We start from the raw sequence: 21,214 nt of genomic DNA, 5'->3' as shown, positions 1-21,214 counted from the left end.
ATTAATTCCTCCTTATAAATTCCAAAGTTCATATGCCGTAGTAGATATTGCCACTGCTCCTGCTGATAATGCATCTATCACATCTTTTTTTTCTTTTATAAGCCCTCCAGCTATAATAGGAACTTTTTTTATTTCAATTTGCATATTGTTTATTATTTTACTTGCCACTCCTGGCATAACTTCAACACCTGAAGGTGCATTATCCATTACATTTTTAACTCCTGTTTTTAAAGAAAGAGAGTCTATCATAAATACTCTTTGAATAGCATAAATATTTAATTTTTTTGCATGTTTTATATTAGAAGACTTAGTGCTTATTATTCCATCTAACCCTGCATTTTCCTTTAAAAATTCTATTCCTTGAGTGTCTCCCTTTAATCCATCTATCATATCTACATGAACAAATACCATTTTATTACTCTCTTTTAATTTCTTACATATATCCTTTATATTTAATATATTACCAAATAACACAAAAACTATATAAGCTCTACTTTTGACTACTTCTTTTAAATCTTTCTCTGACCTTATGGCGGCTATAATGGGGTTTTCTACAAATATCTCTGATAAATTCATAAATTAAACTCCTTTTTACTTAAAATATTATTTTATATTTATTTCACTACTATTTTCTAAAATTAATCTTTTTTTATTTGCTTTACATAGTCATTTAAAACCAATGTCATTAAATTATTTCCTATACCTGCCCTGTTTTGCAATTTTATTTTTCCTATAAAAATTTGTTTCTTATCTTTGTTTTTAGTCTCTATATTTATTCTTCTGTCACAATCTTCTATAAAGGAACCCCAAACAGCTTCATCAAATTCCTTCAAACTTATACCTGTAACACCAGAGGCAATTTTCCCCATTGCATTTACAGTATTGGCCTTAAATCTTATTCCCATAGCTCTTTTTGTTATTATTAAAACATCTTTATCTTCTTCATCATATTTATATAAAATATTTATTAGTATATCTTCTGATTCCTTAAATTTATAAACATTATTCGAAAACCCATCCTCTTTTAAATCCCGTAACTTAGTTCTCTTTATAAATCCTTTTTTAGTAAAGAAAAATACACTTATATCTTTTTGAAAATCATCTACGCAAAGAACATTTAATATAGTTAATTTTTCTCCTACTATTTTCGATAAATCTAAAGTTTCATTTTCTAGATTCTGAACCATATAAGCCTTTACATAATATAGCCTTCCTTTATTATCGAATATTGCAATAGTCTTAGAAGAATCAGCTTTTAAACTTATACTTGATCTAGTATGCTGCATAGAAGTACTTATTTTTCCATTAGATTTTATATTTATATAAAATGTTTTATATTCATATTCATGAGCCAACTCTACTTTTTCTATACTATCTCCTGGTAACATATCAAATAATTTATATCCGATTATATTTCTATCTACTGACTCTAGTTTTGGTTCTTCTAAGGTGAATTTTAGTCCTAATTTTGTATATATATCTATAAATTCTTCTTCTCTATTTCTATTTAATAATTTTACTTTTTTTAATGTTTCTTCTTTCTTTAATTTTAATGCCATAATTTTAGTATAATTAGTATTAAATTTATCTAAAGCAGTCTTTTTTATGTAACCATTATTAGTTATAAATATGAAATCTCTTTGAGAAGTTATATCATCTATAGAATATACATCTATTATATTTTCTTTAGATAAATCTAAATTTTTTATTAAATCTTCTATTCTATCGCCTTTTTCTTTCCATCTATATTCAGGTATATTTATAAGTTTAGTTTGATACATGTTCCCCTTATCAGTAAAAATCATCAATGTATCTTTTGTATTTCCTTCTATTAAAAATCTATTAAAGTCCCCTTCTCTATAATCTATATCATCTACACCCAAATTAGTTCTATTATAAGATTTTAAAGCCGTTCTTTTTATAAATCCTTCGTTAGATAATGTAACTACTACATCTTCTTTTATTATTATTTCCTCTACATCTATTTTTGCCTTTTCATCATCCTTTATTATTTTTGTTCTTCTTTCGTCTTTATATTTTTCTTTTATTTCTAAAAGTTCTTTTTTAATAACTTTTAATAACTCTTTTTCACTACTTAAAATCTTATTTAATTTTTTTATTAATTTTTCAAGTTCCTTGTATTCTTTCTCGAAAATTTCTATTTCCAGTCCTGTAAGCCTATAAAGCATAAGCTCTAATATAGCTTCTGATTGAACTTCAGTAAATCCATATTCCTTTATCAAATTTTCTTTAGCATGTTTTTTAGATTTAGAACTTCTTATGGTTTTTATAACTTCATCCATTATAGAAATTGCTTTTATAAAACCTTCTACTATATGGAATCTTTTTTCAGCTATCTCTAATTGTCTTCTTGTTCTTCTTAATACTACTTCCTTTTGGTGATTCACATAATGTACTAATATTGATTTCAATCCTAATGTTTTTGGCTTTCCTTCTGCTAAAGCTACCATATTGAAGGAGATATTAATTTGTAGGTCTGTCTTTTTAAATAGATATTTTAAAACCTTTTGTACAATTTCTTCCTCAGTAGATTTTTTAAATTCTATAACTGCTCTAATACCTTTTCTATCTGACTCATCCCTTATATCTGAAATACTTTCTAAAACTTTTGAATGTTTTTTATCTGCTGTCATCTCTGATATAATTTGAAGTAATCTCGCTTTACTTTTTCTATATGGAAATTCTGTTATTATGATAGCTGGTCTACCATTTTCTAATCTTTCTATAGAAGTTTTAGCTCTTAATGTAACTCTTCCTTCTCCCTTTTCATAAGCAGACAACAAAGAATTTTTGCCTATTATAACTCCTCCTGTAGGGAGATCCGGGCCTTTTATATACTGCATTAATTCTTGTGTTGTTACTTCATTATTATCTATATAAGCTAAAGTTCCATCTATAACTTCCCCTAAATTATGAGGTGGAATATTTGTGGCTAACCCTACAGCTATACCAAAAGCTCCATTTACTAATAAATTAGGAAATCTTGCTGGAAGTACTTCTGGCTCCTTTTCTGAAGATGAATAGTTATCTACCATATTAACAGTATCTTTATCTATATCTTTCATAATTTCCATGGCAATAGGTGTAAGTCTTGCTTCTGTATAACGCATAGCTGCTGCACTATCTCCATCTTGACTTCCCCAGTTACCATGTCCATCTATTAAAGGCATTCTTGTAGTAAAATTTTGAGCTAATATTACCATAGCATCATAAACAGATGTATCTCCATGTGGATGATATTTACCTAATATATCTCCTACAATTCTAGCTGATTTATAATAAGGTTTATCTGGAAAAGCCTTAAGCATATAAGATCCATATAATATCCTTCTTTGTACAGGTTTTAATCCATCTCTAACATCTGGAAGTGCCCTCTCCTTTGCTACCTCTACTGCATAAGGTAGATAGTTATCAGGCATTGCTTCTTCTAAAGAAATATGTATTATATTATTATCTTTAGGAATGTTTATCTTTCTAGCCATTGTAAATCCTCCATATCTAAGTGTACTAATAAGCTTTAAAATTCTGCATATTTATATAAGTATTTTTTTCTCGGTTCTACTACATCACCCATAAGAAGTGAAACCATCTTTTCGGCTTTTGCTCCATCTTCTATAGTTATTTTTTGTAGTATTCTTGTTTCTGGGTTTAAAGTTGTTTCCCAAAGTTGTTCTGGATTCATCTCTCCCAATCCTTTATATCTTTGAACTAAAGCTCCTTTTCCAATTTTAGCTTTAGCCTTATATAATTGTTCTTCATTATAACAATATATTAGTTTCTCTTGTCCTTTAACATTCTTATAAACTTTATATAAAGGTGGCATTGCTATATATAAATGTCCATTCATTATTAAAGGTCTCATATATCTATAAATATAAGTCATCCATAAGGTTCTTATGTGGTAACCATCCACGTCTGCATCACTTAATACAATTACTTTATTATACTTTAAATCTTTTTCATTGTAATTTTCTAATACTCCCGTACCTATAGCTGTATTAAATATTTTTAACTCCTCACTACCTAATACGTTCTCTAATTTTTGTTTTTCTGTATTCATAATCTTACCCTTAGAAGGCATTATAGTTTGAAATTTTCTATCTCTTGCTTGTTTTGCAGAACCTCCCGCTGAATCTCCCTCTACTATAAAAAATTCAGATACTGTAGAATCTTTTAATGTACATACTGCTATTTTACCAGCTAGAGGCGCTGTACCCTTGCCTATTTTTTTCTTTTCTGCCTCATTTATTTTCTTTATCTTTTCTCTTCTAGCGGCCGCATCTAATGCGTTATTTATAATTAATGTAGCTATTTCTTTATTATCCTCTATCCATTCTAAAAACTTAGTATAAGAAAGTTCATTCATCATAGTATAAGCTTCATTATTTCCTAACTTAGTTTTTGTTTGTCCTTCAAATATAGGGTTTGTTATTTTTATTCTAACTATAGCAGTTATACCCTCTCTTAAATCTCCACCATCAAATTCTTTATCTTTTTCTTTTATTAAATTTAATCTTTTAGCTCCTTCTTTAAAGGCTCTGGTCATTCCTGTTTTAAAGCCAGTTTCATGAGTTCCAGCCTCTGAAGTTGGTATATTATTTACATAACTAGTTATATTTTCTGTAGAAGAATTAGTAAATTGGAAGCATATTTCCCCTTCCATTTTTATAGAATTGATTTCTTTTTCTCCTTCAAATAAAACAGCTGGATTATGAATTGGAGTTTTACTTTCATTTAAATAATCTATAAAATCTAAAAGTCCTCTCTCTGAATGATATTCTTTTATAACTTCTTCATCTTCTCTTTTATCTATAATTTTTAGTGTTATACCCTTATTTTGGAAGGCCAATTCTTGTAGCCTTTCATCTATAATATCAAATTTAAAATCTGTAGTAGAAAAAACTCTAGCATCAGGTTTAAAGGTAACTTTTGTCCCCGTATTTTCTGTTTTTCCTATAACCTTTAATTTTGTTACTGGAGTCCCTGGCATATATTTTTTTAAATTTTTATCATAATTATACTCAAATCGTTGTTTATATATTTTACCATTTTGAAAAACTTCCACTTCCATCCATTCGGATAATGCATTAACTACAGATGCCCCTACACCATGAAGTCCACCAGATGTTTTATAAACAGAATTATCAAACTTACTACCAGTGTGAAGCTCTGTAAAAACCATCTCTACTCCAGATTTCTTTTTTATAGGGTGTATACCTGTAGGTATTCCTCTTCCATTATCCTTTATAGTAACACTTTTATCTTTATTTAATATAATTTCAGCACAATTTCCGTAACCATTAGAAATTTCATCAATAGAGTTATCTAATATTTCCCATATACAATGATGTAATCCTCTAGAGCCTGTGGAACCTATATACATACCTGGTCTTATTCTAACAGGCTCTAACTTTTCTAGGGATGTTAATTTTGTTACATCATAGTCCTTCTGCTTTTTTATGTTATCCTCCATACTGTACCTCCATTTTTATATAATAACTCTTATTATTCTACCATTTAATGTAATCGAATACTAATTATATCTATTATTAATTTAATATTTTCATTTTTATATAATAAATGCAAATAATACTTTTAGTCAAATCAATTCCGATTATATCAAAAAAAATTTTAAAAAACAAATGTTCTATATTATTCATAGAAAGTTATTCATATTTTCTTCATATATAGCCATTATAAATCTTTTCACTGTTAAATCAGAATTTATGTATATGATGTCTACATATATATATATAACCCTAAATTTGAAAAATATATAGGATATGTTATATACTAATTAGTATAGCTCTTATTCTATATAAATTTAAAAGAGGTGAAACAAATGAATCCTTTCATAGGAGTAGGTTTAGCTTTATTATTAGGTATTATTTTAGGTAAAATTATGAACAAATTTAAAATTCCTGCAGTAGCTGGTTATGTAATCGCTGGTTTGATACTAGGTGTATCTGGATTAAAAATTCAAAATGCTGAAATGCTTAATAAGTTATCTTTTATAAGTGATTTTGCTTTAGGCATAATAGCTTTTAACATAGGTAGTGAACTTGAAGTATCCGTAATAAAAAAACTTGGAAAACCTATTTTCATAATAGCGTTTTTTGAAGCATTTGGTGCTTTTATATTAGTTACTATTATAGTAATTTTATTAGGAGAACAAATATACACTGCTTTAATTTTAGGCGCAGTAGCTTCAGCTACAGCACCAGCAGCTACCGTAATGGTATTAAAAGAACTTCATGCTAAAGGACCTTTAACAAGCACACTATTAGGTGTTGTAGCTGTAGATGATGGTATATGTCTTATGATATACTCAATAGCATCTTCTGTAGCCAAGGTACTTATTGATAATAAACGATCTGTAAGTACTTATTCTATGATAGTTGTTCCTATTATTCAAATAATAGCTGCCTTAGTATTAGGTTTTATATTAGGTATAATTTTAATTTATTTATTAAACAAATCTGTAAAAGATTCAGAAATTCAAGGTTTTACATTAGGGGCAATTGTACTACTTACAGGTATATGCATACATTTTAACCTATCATCATTATTAGCTTGTATGTGTTTAGGAATAACTGTAGCCAATCTATGCTCTCATAGTAATGAATCCTTTAGTTCTATAGAGAATCTATCCTCACCTATTATAGCAACTTTTTTTGTACTAGCAGGCTCTAGATTAGATGTAAAGATGATACCTAAACTAGGTATTTTAGGTCTTGCATATCTTGTGTTTAGAATCCTTGGTAAAGTTTTAGGTGCTTCTTTAGGTGCAACTATTTCTAAAGCTCCTAAAACAGTAAAAAAATATATAGGTTATGGATTATTTTCTCAAATAGGTGTAGCAATAGGACTTGCTATTATAGTTAGTAGGGAATTTAAAGGTACTGGTCTTGACATAAAAGTATTAACTATACTTTTATCTACAACAATTATTACAGAACTTATAGGACCATTATTCACAAAAAGTGCTATAATTAAAGCTAAAGAAGCTAATATATAAAAGGAGGCTTTCTATGTATGCCATTGTCTTAATATTAAATGATGTAAAAAAACTTCATGCAGTACACGAAATCTTCTATGGACATAAATGTGGAGCTACTACATTAAACAGTAGAGGACTTGGAAAAATACTGCTAGAAAACAACCTGGAAGTGCCTATATTCGCTGGTTTAAGAAAATTAGTTGAAGGAGACGTACCTTATAGTAAAACTATTATAAGTGTAATAAAATCTGAAGAGAAATTAAATGAGGTTATAGATAATTTAAGAAAAGAACTAAAATTAGAAATAGAACCTGGTATTGGATTTATGTTCGTTATTCCAGTAATTAAATGCTTTGATGCAAAATTAGATTATAACGAATAATCTATAATAAGAGATAGCTTAGTGATATTAAGCTATCTTTTGTTATATTTCTACATAAAGCATCAATATTGTTACTTTATTGTTACAATATAATACTTAATATGTGTATAATTAATATTGTAAATATTTTATTTATTGAAAGGAAGATATTAAATTGAGGAAGAAGAAATCTAAAAATCCGTTTTTACCTATATTGATATTATTTTTTATGTGTTCTTTTGCAGTCTTTAATAATACTAGAATAAAAAATTATAAATCTCAAAATGCAGAACTTAAAACTAAAGTTCAAAGTTTGCAGCAAAAAAATAATGGCTTAAAATCCGAAAACAATAAGTTAAGTAATAAATATAAAGATTTAAAAACTAAAATTGATAAATTAAAAAATATTTAAAAGGTGATAAAATTATGATAAAATTAAACAACAGATTTAAATGGGATTTAAGAAAAATAACAACTATGCTTTTATTTACCTTCGCACTTCTTAGTATTGTGGTTACAGAAGGTAAAGTTATCGCTATGAAAATTGAAAAAAGTTCATTAAATAAGAAATTAACCACAATACAACAAGACAATAATAACATGGAAAGTAAAAATGCAAAACTTTTATCTGACATAAAAGGTCAAGAAGATGTCTACAAAGAGAAACTTAAGAACGTTAAAATAGCTTATTTAACTTTTGATGATGGTCCTTCTAATAATACAAAAGATATATTAAAAATATTAAAGGAAAATAATATTAAAGCTACCTTTTTTGTAAATGGACATCCTAAATTAGCAAATTTATATAAAGAAATACAACAAGATGGTCATGTTATAGCTAATCACACTTATAGTCATGATTATAGTAATGTATATATTTCACCTGAAAACTTTGAAAAAGATGTAAAGAAATTGGACAAGTTTTTAGAAGATACTACTGGTAAAAATTCTAGTCATATTATAAGATATCCTGGTGGTTCTAATAACACTATAAGTCATAGATATGGTGGACGTTCTGTAATGAAATCTATCTTACCATACATGGAGAAAAAAGGTTATGTATATTTTGATTGGAATGTAGATTCAACAGACGCATCAGCATTCTGTCAAAAGAAAGAGCGTATAGTAAATTCCGTACTATCTCAATCTAGGGGTACTCACCAAGCTGTAATACTTATGCATGATACTAATCCAAAGGTTACAACTGTACAAGCTCTTCCTGAAATTATAAAAGGATTAAAAGAACAAGGATTTATATTTGAAGTTCTAACAAAGGATTCTCCTAGAGCAAGCCTTACACGTTAAGTATAGAAAATATTATAATTTTATAAATAAAATTGGGAAATTAGCATCAGTGTTATATAAATAACTTTAAAGTTATTTCTGATTACTAATTTCCCAATTTTTAATTTAAGAAAATATTTTAAAGTACCCTTATTTTCCTATATCTTTTCTATAATAGATTCCTTGAAAATTTATTTTTTTAATTTTATCATAAGCTTTACATATAGATTCTTCTAAGGTTTCTCCTAAAGCTTGAGTGCATAACACTCTTCCTCCACTGGTAACTAATTTATGTTGTTGTAGCTTTACTCCTGCTCCAAACATTAAGTCTACTTTATCTATTCCATCTATTATAAATCCTTTTTCATATTTTGAAGGATAACCTTTTGAAGCTGCTACTACACAAGTTGAATAAGCATTTTTCCACTCTATATTAATATTTTTTAGTTCTTTATTTAATGCCTTTTCTACTAACCATACAAAGTCTGTTTCCATAAGTGGAAGAACTGCTTGTGTTTCTGGATCTCCCATTCTCACATTGTATTCTAAAAGATATGTCCCCTTTTTCGTTATCATTATTCCAAAGAAAATTATTCCTATAAAGTCCAAATTTTCTTCTTTTATTCCCCTTAATGTGGGATTTAAAATATTGTCATTAAAATCTTTTAAAACCTTCTCTGTACAATAGGGATTAGGGGCTATAACCCCCATACCTCCAGTGTTAGGTCCAATAGATCCATCATATATTTGTTTATGATCCTTTGATGATACAAAAGGTATTATTATTTTACCATCTGTTATGGATAATATAGAAGCTTCATGTCCTTGCAAGAATTCTTCTATAACAATCTTTTTTCCCGCTCCTTTAAATTTATCATTAATCATAAATTCTTCTATGGTTTTACTACTCTCTTTTATATCTTTACATATAACTACACCTTTTCCTGCCGCTAATCCATCAGCTTTTATAACTATAGGATACTCACAACTTTCAAGATATTTCAGTGCCTTTTCTTTTTCCGTAAAAACTTCATATTCTGCTGTTTTTATATTATATTTTTTCATGAATTCTTTTGCATAAGCCTTACTACCTTCTAATAGTGCTGCATTTTTAGAAGGCCCAAAGATTTTTAATCCTGATTTTTTAAATTCGTCTACTATTCCTTCTATTAAAGGAACTTCAGGTCCTACTATAGTTAAGTCTATACAATTTTCTTTAGCAAACTTTAATATTTCTTCATTAGATGATAAATTTATATTTTTACATTTGTCTTCTAAAGCTGTAGAACCATTTCCCGGAACACAATATATGTTTTCAATTTTGTTATTTTTAGCTATAGCCCATGCTATAGCATGTTCTCTTCCTCCTGAACCTATTATTAGTACTTTCATTTTTATCCCCCACTATACAACTTTTAATGTTTGAAATGTCTCATTCCAGTAAATACCATAGAAATTCCAAGTTTATTGCAAGCCTTTATTGAATCTTCATCTCTTATAGATCCTCCAGGTTGTATTATAGATTTAATATTATATTTTGAAGCTACCTCTACTACATCATCAAAAGGAAAGAATGCATCAGATGCTAACACTACCCCCTCTTTTGCTCTATTTAAAGCTTCCTTGGCTGCCCATATTCTATTTACTTGTCCTCCTCCTATTCCTTTTGCCATATAGTCTTTTGATACTACTATAGCATTGGACTTCACATACTTAACTACCTTCATAGCAAATAAAAGTTCTTTCATTTCTTTATCTGTTGGTTTTTTATCAGTAACCACTTTTATATCTTTTATTAGTTCATCATCATTTTGTTGAACTAATATACCACCATCAACCTTTACAATTTCATTACTATGAGTTGGTTTTTGAGAACACTTTATAACTCTTAAATTCTTTTTAAGTTTTAATAACTGCAAAGCTTCTTCATCAAAATCTGGAGCTATAACTATTTCTAAAAATATTTTTTTTAATTCCTCTGCAGTTTCTTTATCTACTTTTCTATTTAAAGCTACAATTCCTCCAAATATAGATACAGAATCACATTCGTAAGCTTTCTTATAAGCTTCTAAAGTAGATTCTCCTAAAGCTACACCACAAGGAGAATTATGCTTTAATGCACAACAAGCTATGTCATCAAATTCCCATACGGTCTTCCATGCAATGTCCATGTCTTTTATGTTATTATAAGAAAGCTCTTTTCCGTTTAATTTTTCAAAATTTTTCATAGGGGCTTGTCCTACAGATTGAACATAATAAGCTGCACTTTGATGTGGGTTCTCACCGTACCTTAAATCCATTTTCTTTTCATAAGATAAAGTTAAGTAATTAGGATTCTCCTCTTCCAATAAAAAACTACTTATAGCTGCATCATAACATGACATAAGATTAAATACTTTTCCTGCAAAATATTTTCTAGTGTTAAAATCTACATCTCTCTTTTCATCTAAATCTTCTATTACCTTTTTATAATCTGAAGTATCTGTTAGAACTATTACATCTTTAAAATTTTTAGCTGCTGCTCTTATCATAGTAGGTCCACCAATATCTATAAATTCAATCTTTTCTTCAAAAGATATATTCTCTTGCACCTTATTAAAAAAAGGATATAGGTTTACTACCACCATATCTAAAGGCTTTATATTTTTTTCTTTTATTGTATTTATATGTTCTTTATTATCTCTTATAGCTAATATACCCCCATGTATATTAGGATGTAGTGTCTTTACTCTTCCATCTAATATTTCAGGAAATCCCGTTATACTTTCTATATCTATTACATCTATACCATGATCTTTTAAATATTTATAGGTTCCACCAGTAGATATTATCTCTACTTGTTTTTCTATTAAAAATTGCGCTAAATCCAATATACCTGTTTTATCATATACACTTATTAATGCTCTCTTTATCATTTTTATTCCCCCATTATTGTAACTTTTCGACCCTCTACACAAATCTTTTTTTCACTTATAAGTTTTATAGCTTCAGATAATGCCATATGTTCTTTTTCTAATACTCTTTTTTGAAGACTTTCTGCAGTATCTTTGGAAAATACCGGTACTACTTTTTGCATTATTATAGGACCATTATCTGTTTTTTGATCTACAAAATGTACTGTACACCCTGAAATTTTAACTCCATATTCTATAGCTTTTTGGTGAACTCTTATGCCGTACATTCCATTTCCACAAAAGCTTGGAATTAAAGATGGATGAATATTTATTATTTTATTTTCAAATTTATCAATTAGATCCCCTTCTAATATAGAAAGCCATCCTGCTAAAACTATTAAATCCACTTTATTTTCTAAAACTTTTAGTATTTCATCTGATATTTGGTCTTTATAAATTTTTCTATCAAAAACATAAGTTTTAATTTTCTTATTTTCTGCTCTCTTTAACCCATATACATTATCCCTATCTGATATAACACATTCTATACAACAATTTTTTAGATATCCTTTTTCGATGTTATCTATTATAGACTGGAGATTAGTTCCTCCTCCTGATACTAAAACTGCTATTTTAAACATTTCCTTCTCCTTTTAAAATTATAATAATTTAACAACCTTATCTCCAGATTTTACATACCCTATTTTATAAGCTTTTTCGCCCATTTCTATCAGATGTTTTATTATTCCTTCCGAATCTTTTGAATTTACACATAAAACAAATCCTATCCCCATGTTAAAAGTATTATACATATGATCTTCTTCTACCCCTAAGTTCTTTATATATTTAAATATTTCTGGTACTGGAAAAGAATCTTTCTTAATAAAAGCTGTAAAATCTTCTTTAAACATTCTTGGTATATTTTCATAAAATCCTCCACCTGTTATATGTGCCATAGCCTTTATATTATACTTTTCTAAAAGTTTAAATACTGGCTTTACATATATTTTTGTAGGCTTTAATAAAATTTCTCCTATTTTATTTCCATTTAACTCTTCTTCTAAATTAAATATAAGCTTTCTTATAAGAGAATAACCGTTACTATGAGGGCCTGATGAAGCTATACCTATTAAAGTATCCCCATCTTCTACTAAACTTCCATCTATTATTTTATCTTTTTCTACTATTCCTACAGTAAAACCTGCTATATCATATTCCCCATCTCTATAAAATCCAGGCATTTCTGCAGTTTCTCCTCCTATTAAGGCAGCATCCGATTGTAAGCATCCCATACTTACTCCTTCTACTAGCTCAGCTGCTACTTTTGCTTTTAACTTTCCACAAGCTATATAATCTAAGAAAAATAATGGTTTTGCTCCATGGCATAATATATCATTTACACACATAGCTACACAATCAATTCCAACTGTATTGTATTTTTTCATTCTAAAGGCTATATCAAGTTTTGTTCCAACTCCATCAGTTCCAGATACTAGTACAGGATTTTTAAATTTAGGAAGCTCAAACATACCTGCAAAGCTTCCCAAATTATTTAATACTCCCTTATTAAACGTTTTTAAGGCATGTTCTTTTATAAGACTTACGGACTTATAACCTTCTTCTATATTGACCCCGGCTTCTTTGTAAGATATCATTTAAAATCTTCCCTTCTGATTTATTCTAAACTTTTCTTTTCAATTTCTATAGGTGCAGACATAGGATATATTCCATTAAAACATCCCAAACAAAAACCTTTATTCTCCTTTAGAACACTTATAAGTCCTTTTGTACTTATATATCCTAAACTATCGGCTCCTATCTCTTCTTTTATTTTATCTTCTGTAAAATTTGACCCTATTAAATCCTTTCTATAAGGAGTATCTATTCCAAAATAACAAGGATATTTAACTATAGGTGAAGATACTCTGAAATGAACTTCTACCGCTCCTGCTTTTCTTAAAATTTGTACCAATCTCTTACTTGTAGTTCCCCTCACTATAGAATCATCTACTATTACTACCCTTTTACCTTGTACATTAGTTTTCAAAGGAGTCAATTTAACAGATACAGCTCTTTCTCTTAATTCTTGTGATGGTGCTATAAAAGTCCTTCCTACATATTTATTTTTTATAAAGCCTATGCCATAAGGTATTCCTGATGCTTCAGCGTATCCCACTGCTGCTGGCACCCCTGAATCTGGTACTCCTATAACTATATCTGCATCTACAGGACATTCTTCATAAAGACGCCTTCCAGCTCTAACTCTAGATTCATATACATCAATACCATCAATAGTACTATCTGGCCTTGCAAAATATATATACTCAAAGGAACAGGTTTCACATTTTGTTTTTTCTGCAAATTTAATGGAACTAATACCATTCTCATCTATAATAACAATTTCACCGGGTTCTACATCTCTTATAAATTCTCCCCCTGTACAATCTAAAGCACAACTTTCAGAACTTAATATATAACTATCCCCAATTTTCCCTATACACATAGGTCTTATACCATTAGGATCTCTAACCCCTATTAATCTATCCTCTGTAAGTATAACAATAGCATAAGAACCTTTTATAGCTTGCATAGCATCTACAACTGATTTTTCTATGCCTTTTTTAGCGCTTCTCGCTATTAAATTCAAAAGCACTTCTGAATCTACTGAAGTTTGAAATATACATCCACAATCCTCTAAAAGTTCTCTTATAACTTCTGCATTTACTAAGTTACCATTATGAGCTATTGCAATAGATCCTAATTTATAATTTCCAAGTATAGGCTGAGCATTATCTACTCTATTTTCCCCAGTAGTTGAATATCTTACATGCCCTATAGCCATTTTCCCTCTAAGGCCATTTATTATTTCCTTATTAAAAACCTCAGATACAAGTCCCATATCTTTATGATACTTAAGCTTTTGTCCATCAGATATTGCCATACCACAACTTTCTTGTCCTCTATGCTGAAGAGCATACAACCCATAATAGGTTATGGCAGCTACATTTATATCTTTATCCTTTGAAAAAATGCCAAATACTCCACATTCCTCTTTGAATTTATCATCATTTATATAGCACATTTTTAATCCCCACTTATCCTTACTAATTTGCTTTATTTATTCTTTTTAATATTTCCATGTAAGCTTCTTCTACATTACCAAGATTTCTTCTAAATCTATCTTTATCTAATTTTTCTCCTGTTTTTACATCCCATAATCTACAAGTATCTGGTGATATTTCATCTGCCAAAATAAGTTTTTCTTTAAACCTTCCTATTTCTATTTTAAAGTCTACCAAAATTATTCCTAGTTTTTCAAAAAATTCTTTCAATATTTTATTTACTTTTTCTGCTATACAATATATACCCTTTAATTCCTCAAAATTAGTAAGTCCTATGGCTACTGCATGATAATCATTTACAAGTGGATCATTTAAATCATCATTTTTATAACTTATTTCGTATACTGTAGTGTTTAATTTAGTTCCTTCTTTAATCCCTAATCTTTTTGCCATACTTCCAGCTGCTACATTTCTAACTATAACCTCTAAAGGTATTATCTCTACTTTATTACATAGCTGTTCTCTTTCATTTATTTTCTCTATAAAATGTGTACATACCCCTTCTTTTTCTAGAAGTTCAAATAGCATAGATGTTATGGCATTATTCATTTCTCCTTTACTTTTAATTATTCCTTTTTTCTCTCCATTAAACGCTGTAGCATCATCTTTATAGTATACCAGCACCTTGTCCTGATCCTCTGTTTCATAAACCTTTTTTGCTTTTCCCTCGTATAACATTTCTTTCTTTTTCATTAAAACCCCATCCTTTCGTTATCCTTTATAAATTTTTCTTTCATATTTTTTCTATATTGTTTTAATTTTTCTTTTAATATAGAATATTTCAAAGATAATATTTCTATAGAAAGCATTGCTGCATTGTAACTATTGTTTATTCCTACAGTAGCTACAGGAATAGCCTTAGGCATTTGAACTATAGACAAAAGTGAATCTAAGCCTTGAAGTTTTGCATCTATTGGTACTCCTATAACTGGAAGAGTTGTATGTGATGCTATAACTCCTGGCAGATGTGCAGCTAATCCCGCAGCAGCTATTATACATTCATATTCTTCTGCTTCTAACTTTTTTATAGTTTCTAATAACTTTTCTGGTACCCTATGAGCAGATAAAATATATCCCTTATAATTTATACCAAATTCACTTAAAAGTTCTGTAGCCGGTTTCATTTTATCTACATCTGATTTACTCCCTAAAATTATTGCTATTTTCATTATATCCCCCCTAAAAAAATTACCAACCGTCCATGAAGAACCTGTTGGTAATATTCCAAAAGATTATCCATAGACAGAAAATTTACGGTTTTCTCGTAGAAACTCTCAATCCTTATTATTGAGATTATATGGATGACTTATTAAATTTATTTATTGTCTTAATATTATACTATCACTTTAAACTCCAAAAATCAATACATTTATTTTAATTTTAAATTTATCGTTCGTATATTTATGAATTATATATATATTTATTTTAACAAAAGTTCGTATTTCTTCATATATTTTATTGTATATTTGTTAAAATACAATATTGGTGTATAATTAAATTACCATTATACATAGAGGAGACTTATATATGTGGATTTTTTTTATTTTCATAATCATATCTGCAGTATCCTTATATATTTGCAGAAATAATTATAAAAATAGAAGCATAGAATTATATAATAACTTAAAAAACTTTAACCAAGAAATAGAAGAACTTTACTATTCTATGCCTAATAATCATCAAGAAAAGTTCTTATCCTTACTTAATCCTAAATGGAAAAATAACTTCTTAAGTATATTAACTAGAAACTTTAACTATGCTAATAATGTTTGGGCTCTTCAAAATCAAATAGCTGAACAAGAAGAGTTATTTATAGCTCTACAAAAATTCAGTGGAAAAATTTAAGTATTCGAGGTGACTTTATGAAAGTTATATGTATTGGAGATAGCATTACGGTAGGTTATGGGGTTAATACAGAATATTCTTGGTTTGAACTTCTTAAAAATTCTAATGATAACATATTTATAAATAAGGGAATTAATGGAGATACCACTTTTGGTATACTTAGTAGATATCATAATGATGTTATCTTAAATAATCCTACTGATGTTTTAATTTTAGTAGGAACCAATGACTTTTTATTAAATCGTTCTTTAAAAAATACTATGGAAAATTTGCTTTTAATAATAAATGAAACTTTAGAAAACAATATGAATCCTATTATTGGTATTCCTATGAAAATTGAAACGAATCCAGCTTCAAAAATATGGACTACAAATTTAAACTATGCATCTGTTAATAATAATTTAAAACAATATAGAGACTTTATAATAAATTTATGTAATGAAAAAAACATTAAATATATAGATTTTTACACTATCTTTGAAGAATATACAAATAAATGTACTCCAGAAGAATTATTTATAGATGGAATTCATCCTACAGAACTAGGGCATAAGATTATGTTTAATGAAGTTTTAAAATATTTTTAATATAATATTATTTTAGTTCATGAAATTATAATATAATATACTAATAAAGCAGGTATCTCTCTTAAAAATCCTATAATTTCATAACTTATATAAGATTTTACTAAAATTCCTGAATAACTTGCTTCTATATTTTCTTTTTTACATACTAATGATGCCCTTTTTAAATGATATTTATTAGATACTATTATGGCAGACTTAAATTTATTCTCTGCCATTTTTTCTTTTGAGTATTTTATATTCTCTAAAGTATTAATAGATTTATCCTCTATAATTATAAATTCCTTATTTATACCATTTTTAATTAAATACTCTTTCATAGATTTGGCTTCACTTATATCTTCTCCAGGTACTTGCCCACCTGAAACTATAATATATTTTGAAAATCCTTTCTTATGTAGCCTTATGGCTTCATCTATTCTACATACCAGAAATGGAGTAGGAATACTTCCTTTAACTTTGCATCCTAATACTATTATGCAATCAGATTTTACAGGCTTTTCCCTAATAGAAAAATGAACTATTTGAAAAGCCAAGAAAGTCACAACTATAAAAACAAAAATAATAAATCGTTCAATATATTTTAAAAATTTGTTATATCTAATATGCATATCAACCTTCTCCCCACTTAAATTTTAATTTTCATAATATCTTTATACTTTCTATTTTAATAATATACTATAATCATTAAAAGAAGAAGTAACTAATTTGTTTTACATAAAAATAGAGTTTGAAAACTAATTTAATTAATTAGCTCAAACTCCATTTTATATAATCTTATTTAGGAAGAATCGTAAATCTAATTATAAATAATATGGCTAATATATATATTATAGGATGAATCTCTTTCCTTTTTCCTGTAACTACTTTCACTATAGGATAAAATATTATTCCTGAGGCAATACCATTAGCTATACTATAACTAAAAGGCATAATTGCTATAGTAAGGAAAGCTGGTAATGCTTCTGTAAAATCATTAAAGTTTATATTTGTTATAGATCCCATCATTAAAACTCCCACTATTATAAGTGCTGGTGCTGTAGCTTCTTGTGGTACAATTCCCACAAGTCCACTAAAGAACAAGGCTAATATAAACATAATTGCTGTAGTAAATGAGGTTAATCCTGTTCTACCACCTTCTGAAACTCCTGCCGTAGATTCCACATAAGTTGTAACGCTACTTGTACCTATTAAAGCTCCTGCAGTAGTTGCTACAGCATCTGCTAACAGTGCTTTGTTTAAATTTTCCATTTTACCATTTTCATCAATCATACCTGCTTTTTGAGCAGTTCCAACTAAAGTTCCTATAGTGTCAAACATATCAACTAAACTAAAAGATATAACTACAGTTAATACACTACTTATAGCTCCAATTATTCCTGCAGTACCAAATCCCAAAAGTCCAGACAAATCTAATTTTAGAAATGTTGGTGCTAAAGATGGTGGTGCTGAAATAAAGCTAACACCTGCAATTTTAGTAATCCCTAAAGGTATACCTATGAATGTAGTTAAAACTATTCCTATTAACATAGAACCCTTTACTTGTCTTGACATTAAAATTGCTGTAATACATATTCCTATTATAGTTAACACTGTATGTGGATTTGTAAAATCTCCAAAAGTTATAAGAGTAGCTGGATTTGAAACTATTATTCCTCCAGATTTAAAACCTATTAAAGCTATAAATAATCCAATTCCCCCAGATATAGCATATTTCAAATTTTGAGGAATAGCGTCCACTATTTTCTCCCTAATGGATGTAAGAGTTATTATGATAAATAATATTCCAGATATAAACACTGCTGCTAAAGCTTGTTGCCATGTATAACCTAAAGTTAAACAAACACTAAAAGTAAAAAATGCATTAAGTCCCATACCAGGAGCCTGTGCAAAAGGAACATTAGCATAAAGAGCCATTATTAAAGTTCCTATAGCTGCTGAAATACAAGTAGCTGCAAAAATGGCACCTACTACTGGATCATTAATAGCTGAGATTCCTGCCTTAATTGCTGCATCTCCCATGAGCCCTTTGGAATTCATACCTGCTTGCATAAGTATGTTAGGATTTACAAATATTATGTAGGCCATAGTAATAAATGTAGTAATACCTGCTATAATTTCTGTTTTAACATTAGTTCCGTTTTGTGATAACTTAAAAAATGAATCTAAAAAAGATTTGTTATTTTGTTGCATATTTCTATTTTCTGCATACATTAAAAACTCCCCCTAAATAAAAATTTGTTTTAAATATGAGCAAATCCAAAACAAAACTTTAGAAAGAGTTTATTATAAGTGGATTCGCCCATAGTCAGAGGTTATAGGCCTCTGGTAGAAACTCTTAATCCTTATCATTAAGATTATATGGACAAATTTAATAACTTGTTTTATAAAATATATTATATTTATATATTAGTCCTTATCACATGAAAAGTCAATGCTTTTATTCTAATTTTTAATTTAATATTCTAACCATGTTGAATATTAAATTATATTTTTAAATTTAATGTTCGTTTTTATATTTTTTTAATCAACTTAAATTTTTAATATAAATAAAATTTATATGATTATAACAAATTAAAATGAGAACTTAACAAGCATAAATTACATAAAATAGACTTGTAAGTTCTCATTAGTGTTATTTTATTTTTACATATTTTTATACATCATAAGTTAAATTTCTTATCCACCTATTTGAAACTAATCTTTTAGTTCCTATAAAAAATTTAGTTATTTCTTCTGCAGTAGATAATGCTACGACTAAATAAATTGGTAATTTAAATACAAAAGCTCCTATTAAAGATACTGGAACTCCTATACACCACATAGTAAATCCTTCTATTGCTAAAGGCACCTTAGTATCCCCACCACCTCTTAATACACCTACTATTAAAGTTACATTAAACACCCTAATAGCAAGCATTGCTGCGGTTATATAAAGTATTTTTAAAGAATCTGATAAAACTTCCTTTGAAACACTAAATATAGAAAGTATATCTTTTGCCGTTAATGCTAATATTATTCCTAAAATTAATCCTGCTAAAAAACCTAGTATAACAAATCTTTTTGCATAGAGTTTCGCCTTATATTCTTCTCCTGAGCCTACTACATGTCCAATCATAACTGTAGATGCATTAGCCATTCCAAAACTTATTACCATAAATAAATTCTGTACAGTAGTACATATTTGTGCTGATGCTATAGCTTTTGTACCTATTCTGCCATATATTGCAGAGTATACAATCATACCAAGTCCCCAACAGGTTTCATTTAAAACTACAGGAACTATAGTTTTTATAGTATTTAATAAAAATTTTTTATTAAAACTAAACATTTCCTTTAATGAAGCCTTTAAAACTGTTTTTGTACGCCAAATATATGTGACATACATAATACTTTCTATTAGTCTTGCAATTAAAGTTGCAAGAGCTGCTCCCTCTACTCCCATAGCTTTACATCCAAAATTTCCAAATATAAAAGTATAATTTAAAACGGTATTAGTGATAAGTGCTACTAAGCTAATCAACATAGGTATAGTAGCCTTTTCTATGCATCTCAATGCTATAGCATAGTTAAATGTTATACTAGTAAATAAATAACTTATACTAACTATTTTTAAATATTTAACTCCTAATACAATTACATTAGGATCTTTGTTAAATATTAATATTATCTTTTCAGGTATGATTAAAGCTATAACTGTAAAGATTATTGATATAATAACACCTAAATTTAAACCTATTCCTAATACTTTTCGTATATTTTTATTGTCTTTCTTCCCCCAAAATTGAGATATAAATATACTACATCCTGAAACGCAACCTATAACTAATAAATTAAACAATAAAAAATACTGATTAGCTATACCAACTGCTGCAATTTCTTTTTCTCCAACTCTTCCTATCATCATAGTATCCACCATATTTAAAGAAGAGGCTATAAAATTTTGCATAATTACTGGTAATGCTATCTTAAATAATTTATTATAAAAATACTTATCATAAAATAATTCTCCAACAAAAGTAGTTTGGTTCTCTTCCATTAGTTATCTCCCCTCCTTAATTGAAACAAAATAAAACCACCTTGAAAGTTTTTCAAAGTGGGTT

General features: G+C 28.1%; 19 protein-coding genes and 2 riboswitches. Of the genes, 6 read left to right on the top strand and 13 right to left on the bottom strand.

Features of this window, described 5'->3' with window-relative positions:
• Positions 1–12 precede the first annotated feature (12 nt).
• From BN1711_RS04240 to BN1711_RS04230, 3 genes are all read right to left on the bottom strand, one after another.
• Entirely contained in the window at positions 13–576 is a 564-nt protein-coding gene (locus BN1711_RS04240) for a glycerol-3-phosphate responsive antiterminator (protein WP_050606943.1), read from the bottom strand.
• Positions 577–638: 62 nt separating this feature from the next.
• Positions 639–3,503 (bottom strand): DNA topoisomerase IV subunit A, encoded by a 2,865-nt coding sequence (locus BN1711_RS04235; protein ID WP_050606942.1) that lies wholly within the window; start codon positions 3,501–3,503, stop codon positions 639–641.
• 35 nt (positions 3,504–3,538) lie between these two features.
• The gene (locus BN1711_RS04230) at positions 3,539–5,494 is read right to left on the bottom strand and encodes a DNA gyrase/topoisomerase IV subunit B (protein ID WP_050606941.1); all 1,956 of its coding nucleotides are present in this window, start codon (positions 5,492–5,494) and stop codon (positions 3,539–3,541) included.
• 369 nt (positions 5,495–5,863) lie between these two features.
• Here BN1711_RS04230 and BN1711_RS04225 point away from each other — a divergent pair, with 369 nt between their 5' ends.
• The 4 genes from BN1711_RS04225 to BN1711_RS04210 all read left to right on the top strand — a co-directional run bounded on the left by BN1711_RS04225 (position 5,864) and on the right by BN1711_RS04210 (position 8,687).
• Positions 5,864–7,039: a cation:proton antiporter gene (locus tag BN1711_RS04225; RefSeq protein WP_050606940.1), complete on the top strand. Its 1,176-nt coding sequence runs from the start codon at positions 5,864–5,866 to the stop codon at positions 7,037–7,039.
• A 13-nt stretch (positions 7,040–7,052) separates the two neighbouring features.
• A complete protein-coding gene (locus BN1711_RS04220) occupies positions 7,053–7,403 on the top strand; it encodes a hypothetical protein (RefSeq protein WP_050606939.1) in 351 nt (116 codons plus the stop codon).
• Between the two features lie 154 nt (positions 7,404–7,557).
• The gene (locus BN1711_RS04215; protein ID WP_050606938.1) at positions 7,558–7,794 is read left to right on the top strand and encodes a hypothetical protein; all 237 of its coding nucleotides are present in this window, start codon (positions 7,558–7,560) and stop codon (positions 7,792–7,794) included.
• A 14-nt stretch (positions 7,795–7,808) separates the two neighbouring features.
• Positions 7,809–8,687 carry a polysaccharide deacetylase family protein gene (locus BN1711_RS04210; protein WP_050606937.1) on the top strand — a complete coding sequence of 293 codons (879 nt, stop codon included), beginning with the start codon at positions 7,809–7,811 and terminating at the stop codon, positions 8,685–8,687.
• A 129-nt stretch (positions 8,688–8,816) separates the two neighbouring features.
• On the opposite strand, the gene purD is transcribed toward BN1711_RS04210, so the two are convergent.
• The 7 genes from purD to purE are packed head-to-tail and all read right to left on the bottom strand — an operon-like array spanning position 8,817 to position 15,851.
• A complete protein-coding gene (gene purD, locus BN1711_RS04205; RefSeq protein WP_050606936.1) occupies positions 8,817–10,058 on the bottom strand; it encodes a phosphoribosylamine--glycine ligase in 1,242 nt (413 codons plus the stop codon).
• A 23-nt stretch (positions 10,059–10,081) separates the two neighbouring features.
• The gene (gene purH, locus BN1711_RS04200; protein WP_050606935.1) at positions 10,082–11,581 is read right to left on the bottom strand and encodes a bifunctional phosphoribosylaminoimidazolecarboxamide formyltransferase/IMP cyclohydrolase; all 1,500 of its coding nucleotides are present in this window, start codon (positions 11,579–11,581) and stop codon (positions 10,082–10,084) included.
• Positions 11,582–11,583: 2 nt separating this feature from the next.
• Entirely contained in the window at positions 11,584–12,201 is a 618-nt protein-coding gene (purN, locus tag BN1711_RS04195; protein ID WP_050606934.1) for a phosphoribosylglycinamide formyltransferase, read from the bottom strand.
• Positions 12,202–12,219: 18 nt separating this feature from the next.
• A complete protein-coding gene (gene purM, locus BN1711_RS04190; RefSeq protein ID WP_050606933.1) occupies positions 12,220–13,215 on the bottom strand; it encodes a phosphoribosylformylglycinamidine cyclo-ligase in 996 nt (331 codons plus the stop codon).
• 20 nt (positions 13,216–13,235) lie between these two features.
• Entirely contained in the window at positions 13,236–14,642 is a 1,407-nt protein-coding gene (purF, locus tag BN1711_RS04185; RefSeq protein WP_050606932.1) for an amidophosphoribosyltransferase, read from the bottom strand.
• Between the two features lie 22 nt (positions 14,643–14,664).
• Positions 14,665–15,375 (bottom strand): phosphoribosylaminoimidazolesuccinocarboxamide synthase, encoded by a 711-nt coding sequence (purC, locus tag BN1711_RS04180; protein ID WP_050606931.1) that lies wholly within the window; start codon positions 15,373–15,375, stop codon positions 14,665–14,667.
• Positions 15,375–15,851 (bottom strand): 5-(carboxyamino)imidazole ribonucleotide mutase, encoded by a 477-nt coding sequence (purE, locus tag BN1711_RS04175; protein ID WP_050606930.1) that lies wholly within the window; start codon positions 15,849–15,851, stop codon positions 15,375–15,377. Before purE ends, purC begins: the two co-directional genes overlap by 1 nt.
• 50 nt (positions 15,852–15,901) lie before the next feature.
• Positions 15,902–16,003: riboswitch (purine riboswitch) on the bottom strand.
• Between the two features lie 206 nt (positions 16,004–16,209).
• On the opposite strand from purE, the gene BN1711_RS04170 reads away from it, so the two are divergent.
• Complete coding sequence (locus BN1711_RS04170; protein WP_050606929.1) at positions 16,210–16,527, top strand: hypothetical protein; 318 nt, start codon at positions 16,210–16,212, stop codon at positions 16,525–16,527.
• Positions 16,528–16,544: 17 nt separating this feature from the next.
• A complete protein-coding gene (locus BN1711_RS04165; protein WP_050606928.1) occupies positions 16,545–17,114 on the top strand; it encodes a GDSL-type esterase/lipase family protein in 570 nt (189 codons plus the stop codon).
• A gap of 17 nt (positions 17,115–17,131) precedes the next feature.
• Here BN1711_RS04165 and BN1711_RS04160 read toward each other — a convergent pair whose 3' ends face one another.
• The 3 genes from BN1711_RS04160 to BN1711_RS04150 form a co-directional block, all read right to left on the bottom strand.
• Complete coding sequence (locus tag BN1711_RS04160) at positions 17,132–17,722, bottom strand: YdcF family protein (protein ID WP_050606927.1); 591 nt, start codon at positions 17,720–17,722, stop codon at positions 17,132–17,134.
• A gap of 166 nt (positions 17,723–17,888) precedes the next feature.
• Positions 17,889–19,325 carry an NCS2 family permease gene (locus BN1711_RS04155; protein WP_050606926.1) on the bottom strand — a complete coding sequence of 479 codons (1,437 nt, stop codon included), beginning with the start codon at positions 19,323–19,325 and terminating at the stop codon, positions 17,889–17,891.
• A gap of 71 nt (positions 19,326–19,396) precedes the next feature.
• A riboswitch (purine riboswitch) is annotated at positions 19,397–19,496 on the bottom strand.
• A gap of 271 nt (positions 19,497–19,767) precedes the next feature.
• Positions 19,768–21,150, bottom strand: a complete 1,383-nt coding sequence (locus BN1711_RS04150) for an MATE family efflux transporter (protein WP_050606925.1) — start codon at positions 21,148–21,150, stop codon at positions 19,768–19,770.
• Positions 21,151–21,214: the final 64 nt, after the last annotated feature.

It is taken from the genome of Clostridium niameyense, from assembly GCF_001243045.1.
GTDB classification, from domain to species: domain Bacteria; phylum Bacillota; class Clostridia; order Clostridiales; family Clostridiaceae; genus Clostridium_F; species Clostridium_F niameyense.
Note: the sequence above shows the minus strand (reverse complement) of the source record. Positions and strands in the feature narration are given on the sequence as shown.

Bases quoted from the DNA above. Each gene is read 5' to 3' on its own strand.
- BN1711_RS04230 (WP_050606941.1), bottom strand. From the start codon at position 5,494: ATGGAGGATAACATAAAAAAGCAGAAGGACTATGATGTAACAAAATTA.
- purM (WP_050606933.1), bottom strand. From the start codon at position 13,215: ATGATATCTTACAAAGAAGCCGGGGTCAATATAGAAGAAGGTTATAAG.
- BN1711_RS04150 (WP_050606925.1), bottom strand. From the start codon at position 21,150: ATGGAAGAGAACCAAACTACTTTTGTTGGAGAATTATTTTATGATAAG.
- BN1711_RS04170 (WP_050606929.1), top strand. From the start codon at position 16,210: ATGTGGATTTTTTTTATTTTCATAATCATATCTGCAGTATCCTTATAT.
- purN (WP_050606934.1), bottom strand. From the start codon at position 12,201: ATGTTTAAAATAGCAGTTTTAGTATCAGGAGGAGGAACTAATCTCCAG.
- BN1711_RS04235 (WP_050606942.1), bottom strand. From the start codon at position 3,503: ATGGCTAGAAAGATAAACATTCCTAAAGATAATAATATAATACATATT.
- purE (WP_050606930.1), bottom strand. From the start codon at position 15,851: ATGAAAATAGCAATAATTTTAGGGAGTAAATCAGATGTAGATAAAATG.
- BN1711_RS04240 (WP_050606943.1), bottom strand. From the start codon at position 576: ATGAATTTATCAGAGATATTTGTAGAAAACCCCATTATAGCCGCCATA.
- BN1711_RS04155 (WP_050606926.1), bottom strand. From the start codon at position 19,325: ATGTATGCAGAAAATAGAAATATGCAACAAAATAACAAATCTTTTTTA.
- purC (WP_050606931.1), bottom strand. From the start codon at position 15,375: ATGAAAAAGAAAGAAATGTTATACGAGGGAAAAGCAAAAAAGGTTTAT.
- purH (WP_050606935.1), bottom strand. From the start codon at position 11,581: ATGATAAAGAGAGCATTAATAAGTGTATATGATAAAACAGGTATATTG.
- purD (WP_050606936.1), bottom strand. From the start codon at position 10,058: ATGAAAGTACTAATAATAGGTTCAGGAGGAAGAGAACATGCTATAGCA.
- BN1711_RS04210 (WP_050606937.1), top strand. From the start codon at position 7,809: ATGATAAAATTAAACAACAGATTTAAATGGGATTTAAGAAAAATAACA.
- BN1711_RS04160 (WP_050606927.1), bottom strand. From the start codon at position 17,722: ATGCATATTAGATATAACAAATTTTTAAAATATATTGAACGATTTATT.
- BN1711_RS04165 (WP_050606928.1), top strand. From the start codon at position 16,545: ATGAAAGTTATATGTATTGGAGATAGCATTACGGTAGGTTATGGGGTT.
- purF (WP_050606932.1), bottom strand. From the start codon at position 14,642: ATGTGCTATATAAATGATGATAAATTCAAAGAGGAATGTGGAGTATTT.
- BN1711_RS04220 (WP_050606939.1), top strand. From the start codon at position 7,053: ATGTATGCCATTGTCTTAATATTAAATGATGTAAAAAAACTTCATGCA.
- BN1711_RS04225 (WP_050606940.1), top strand. From the start codon at position 5,864: ATGAATCCTTTCATAGGAGTAGGTTTAGCTTTATTATTAGGTATTATT.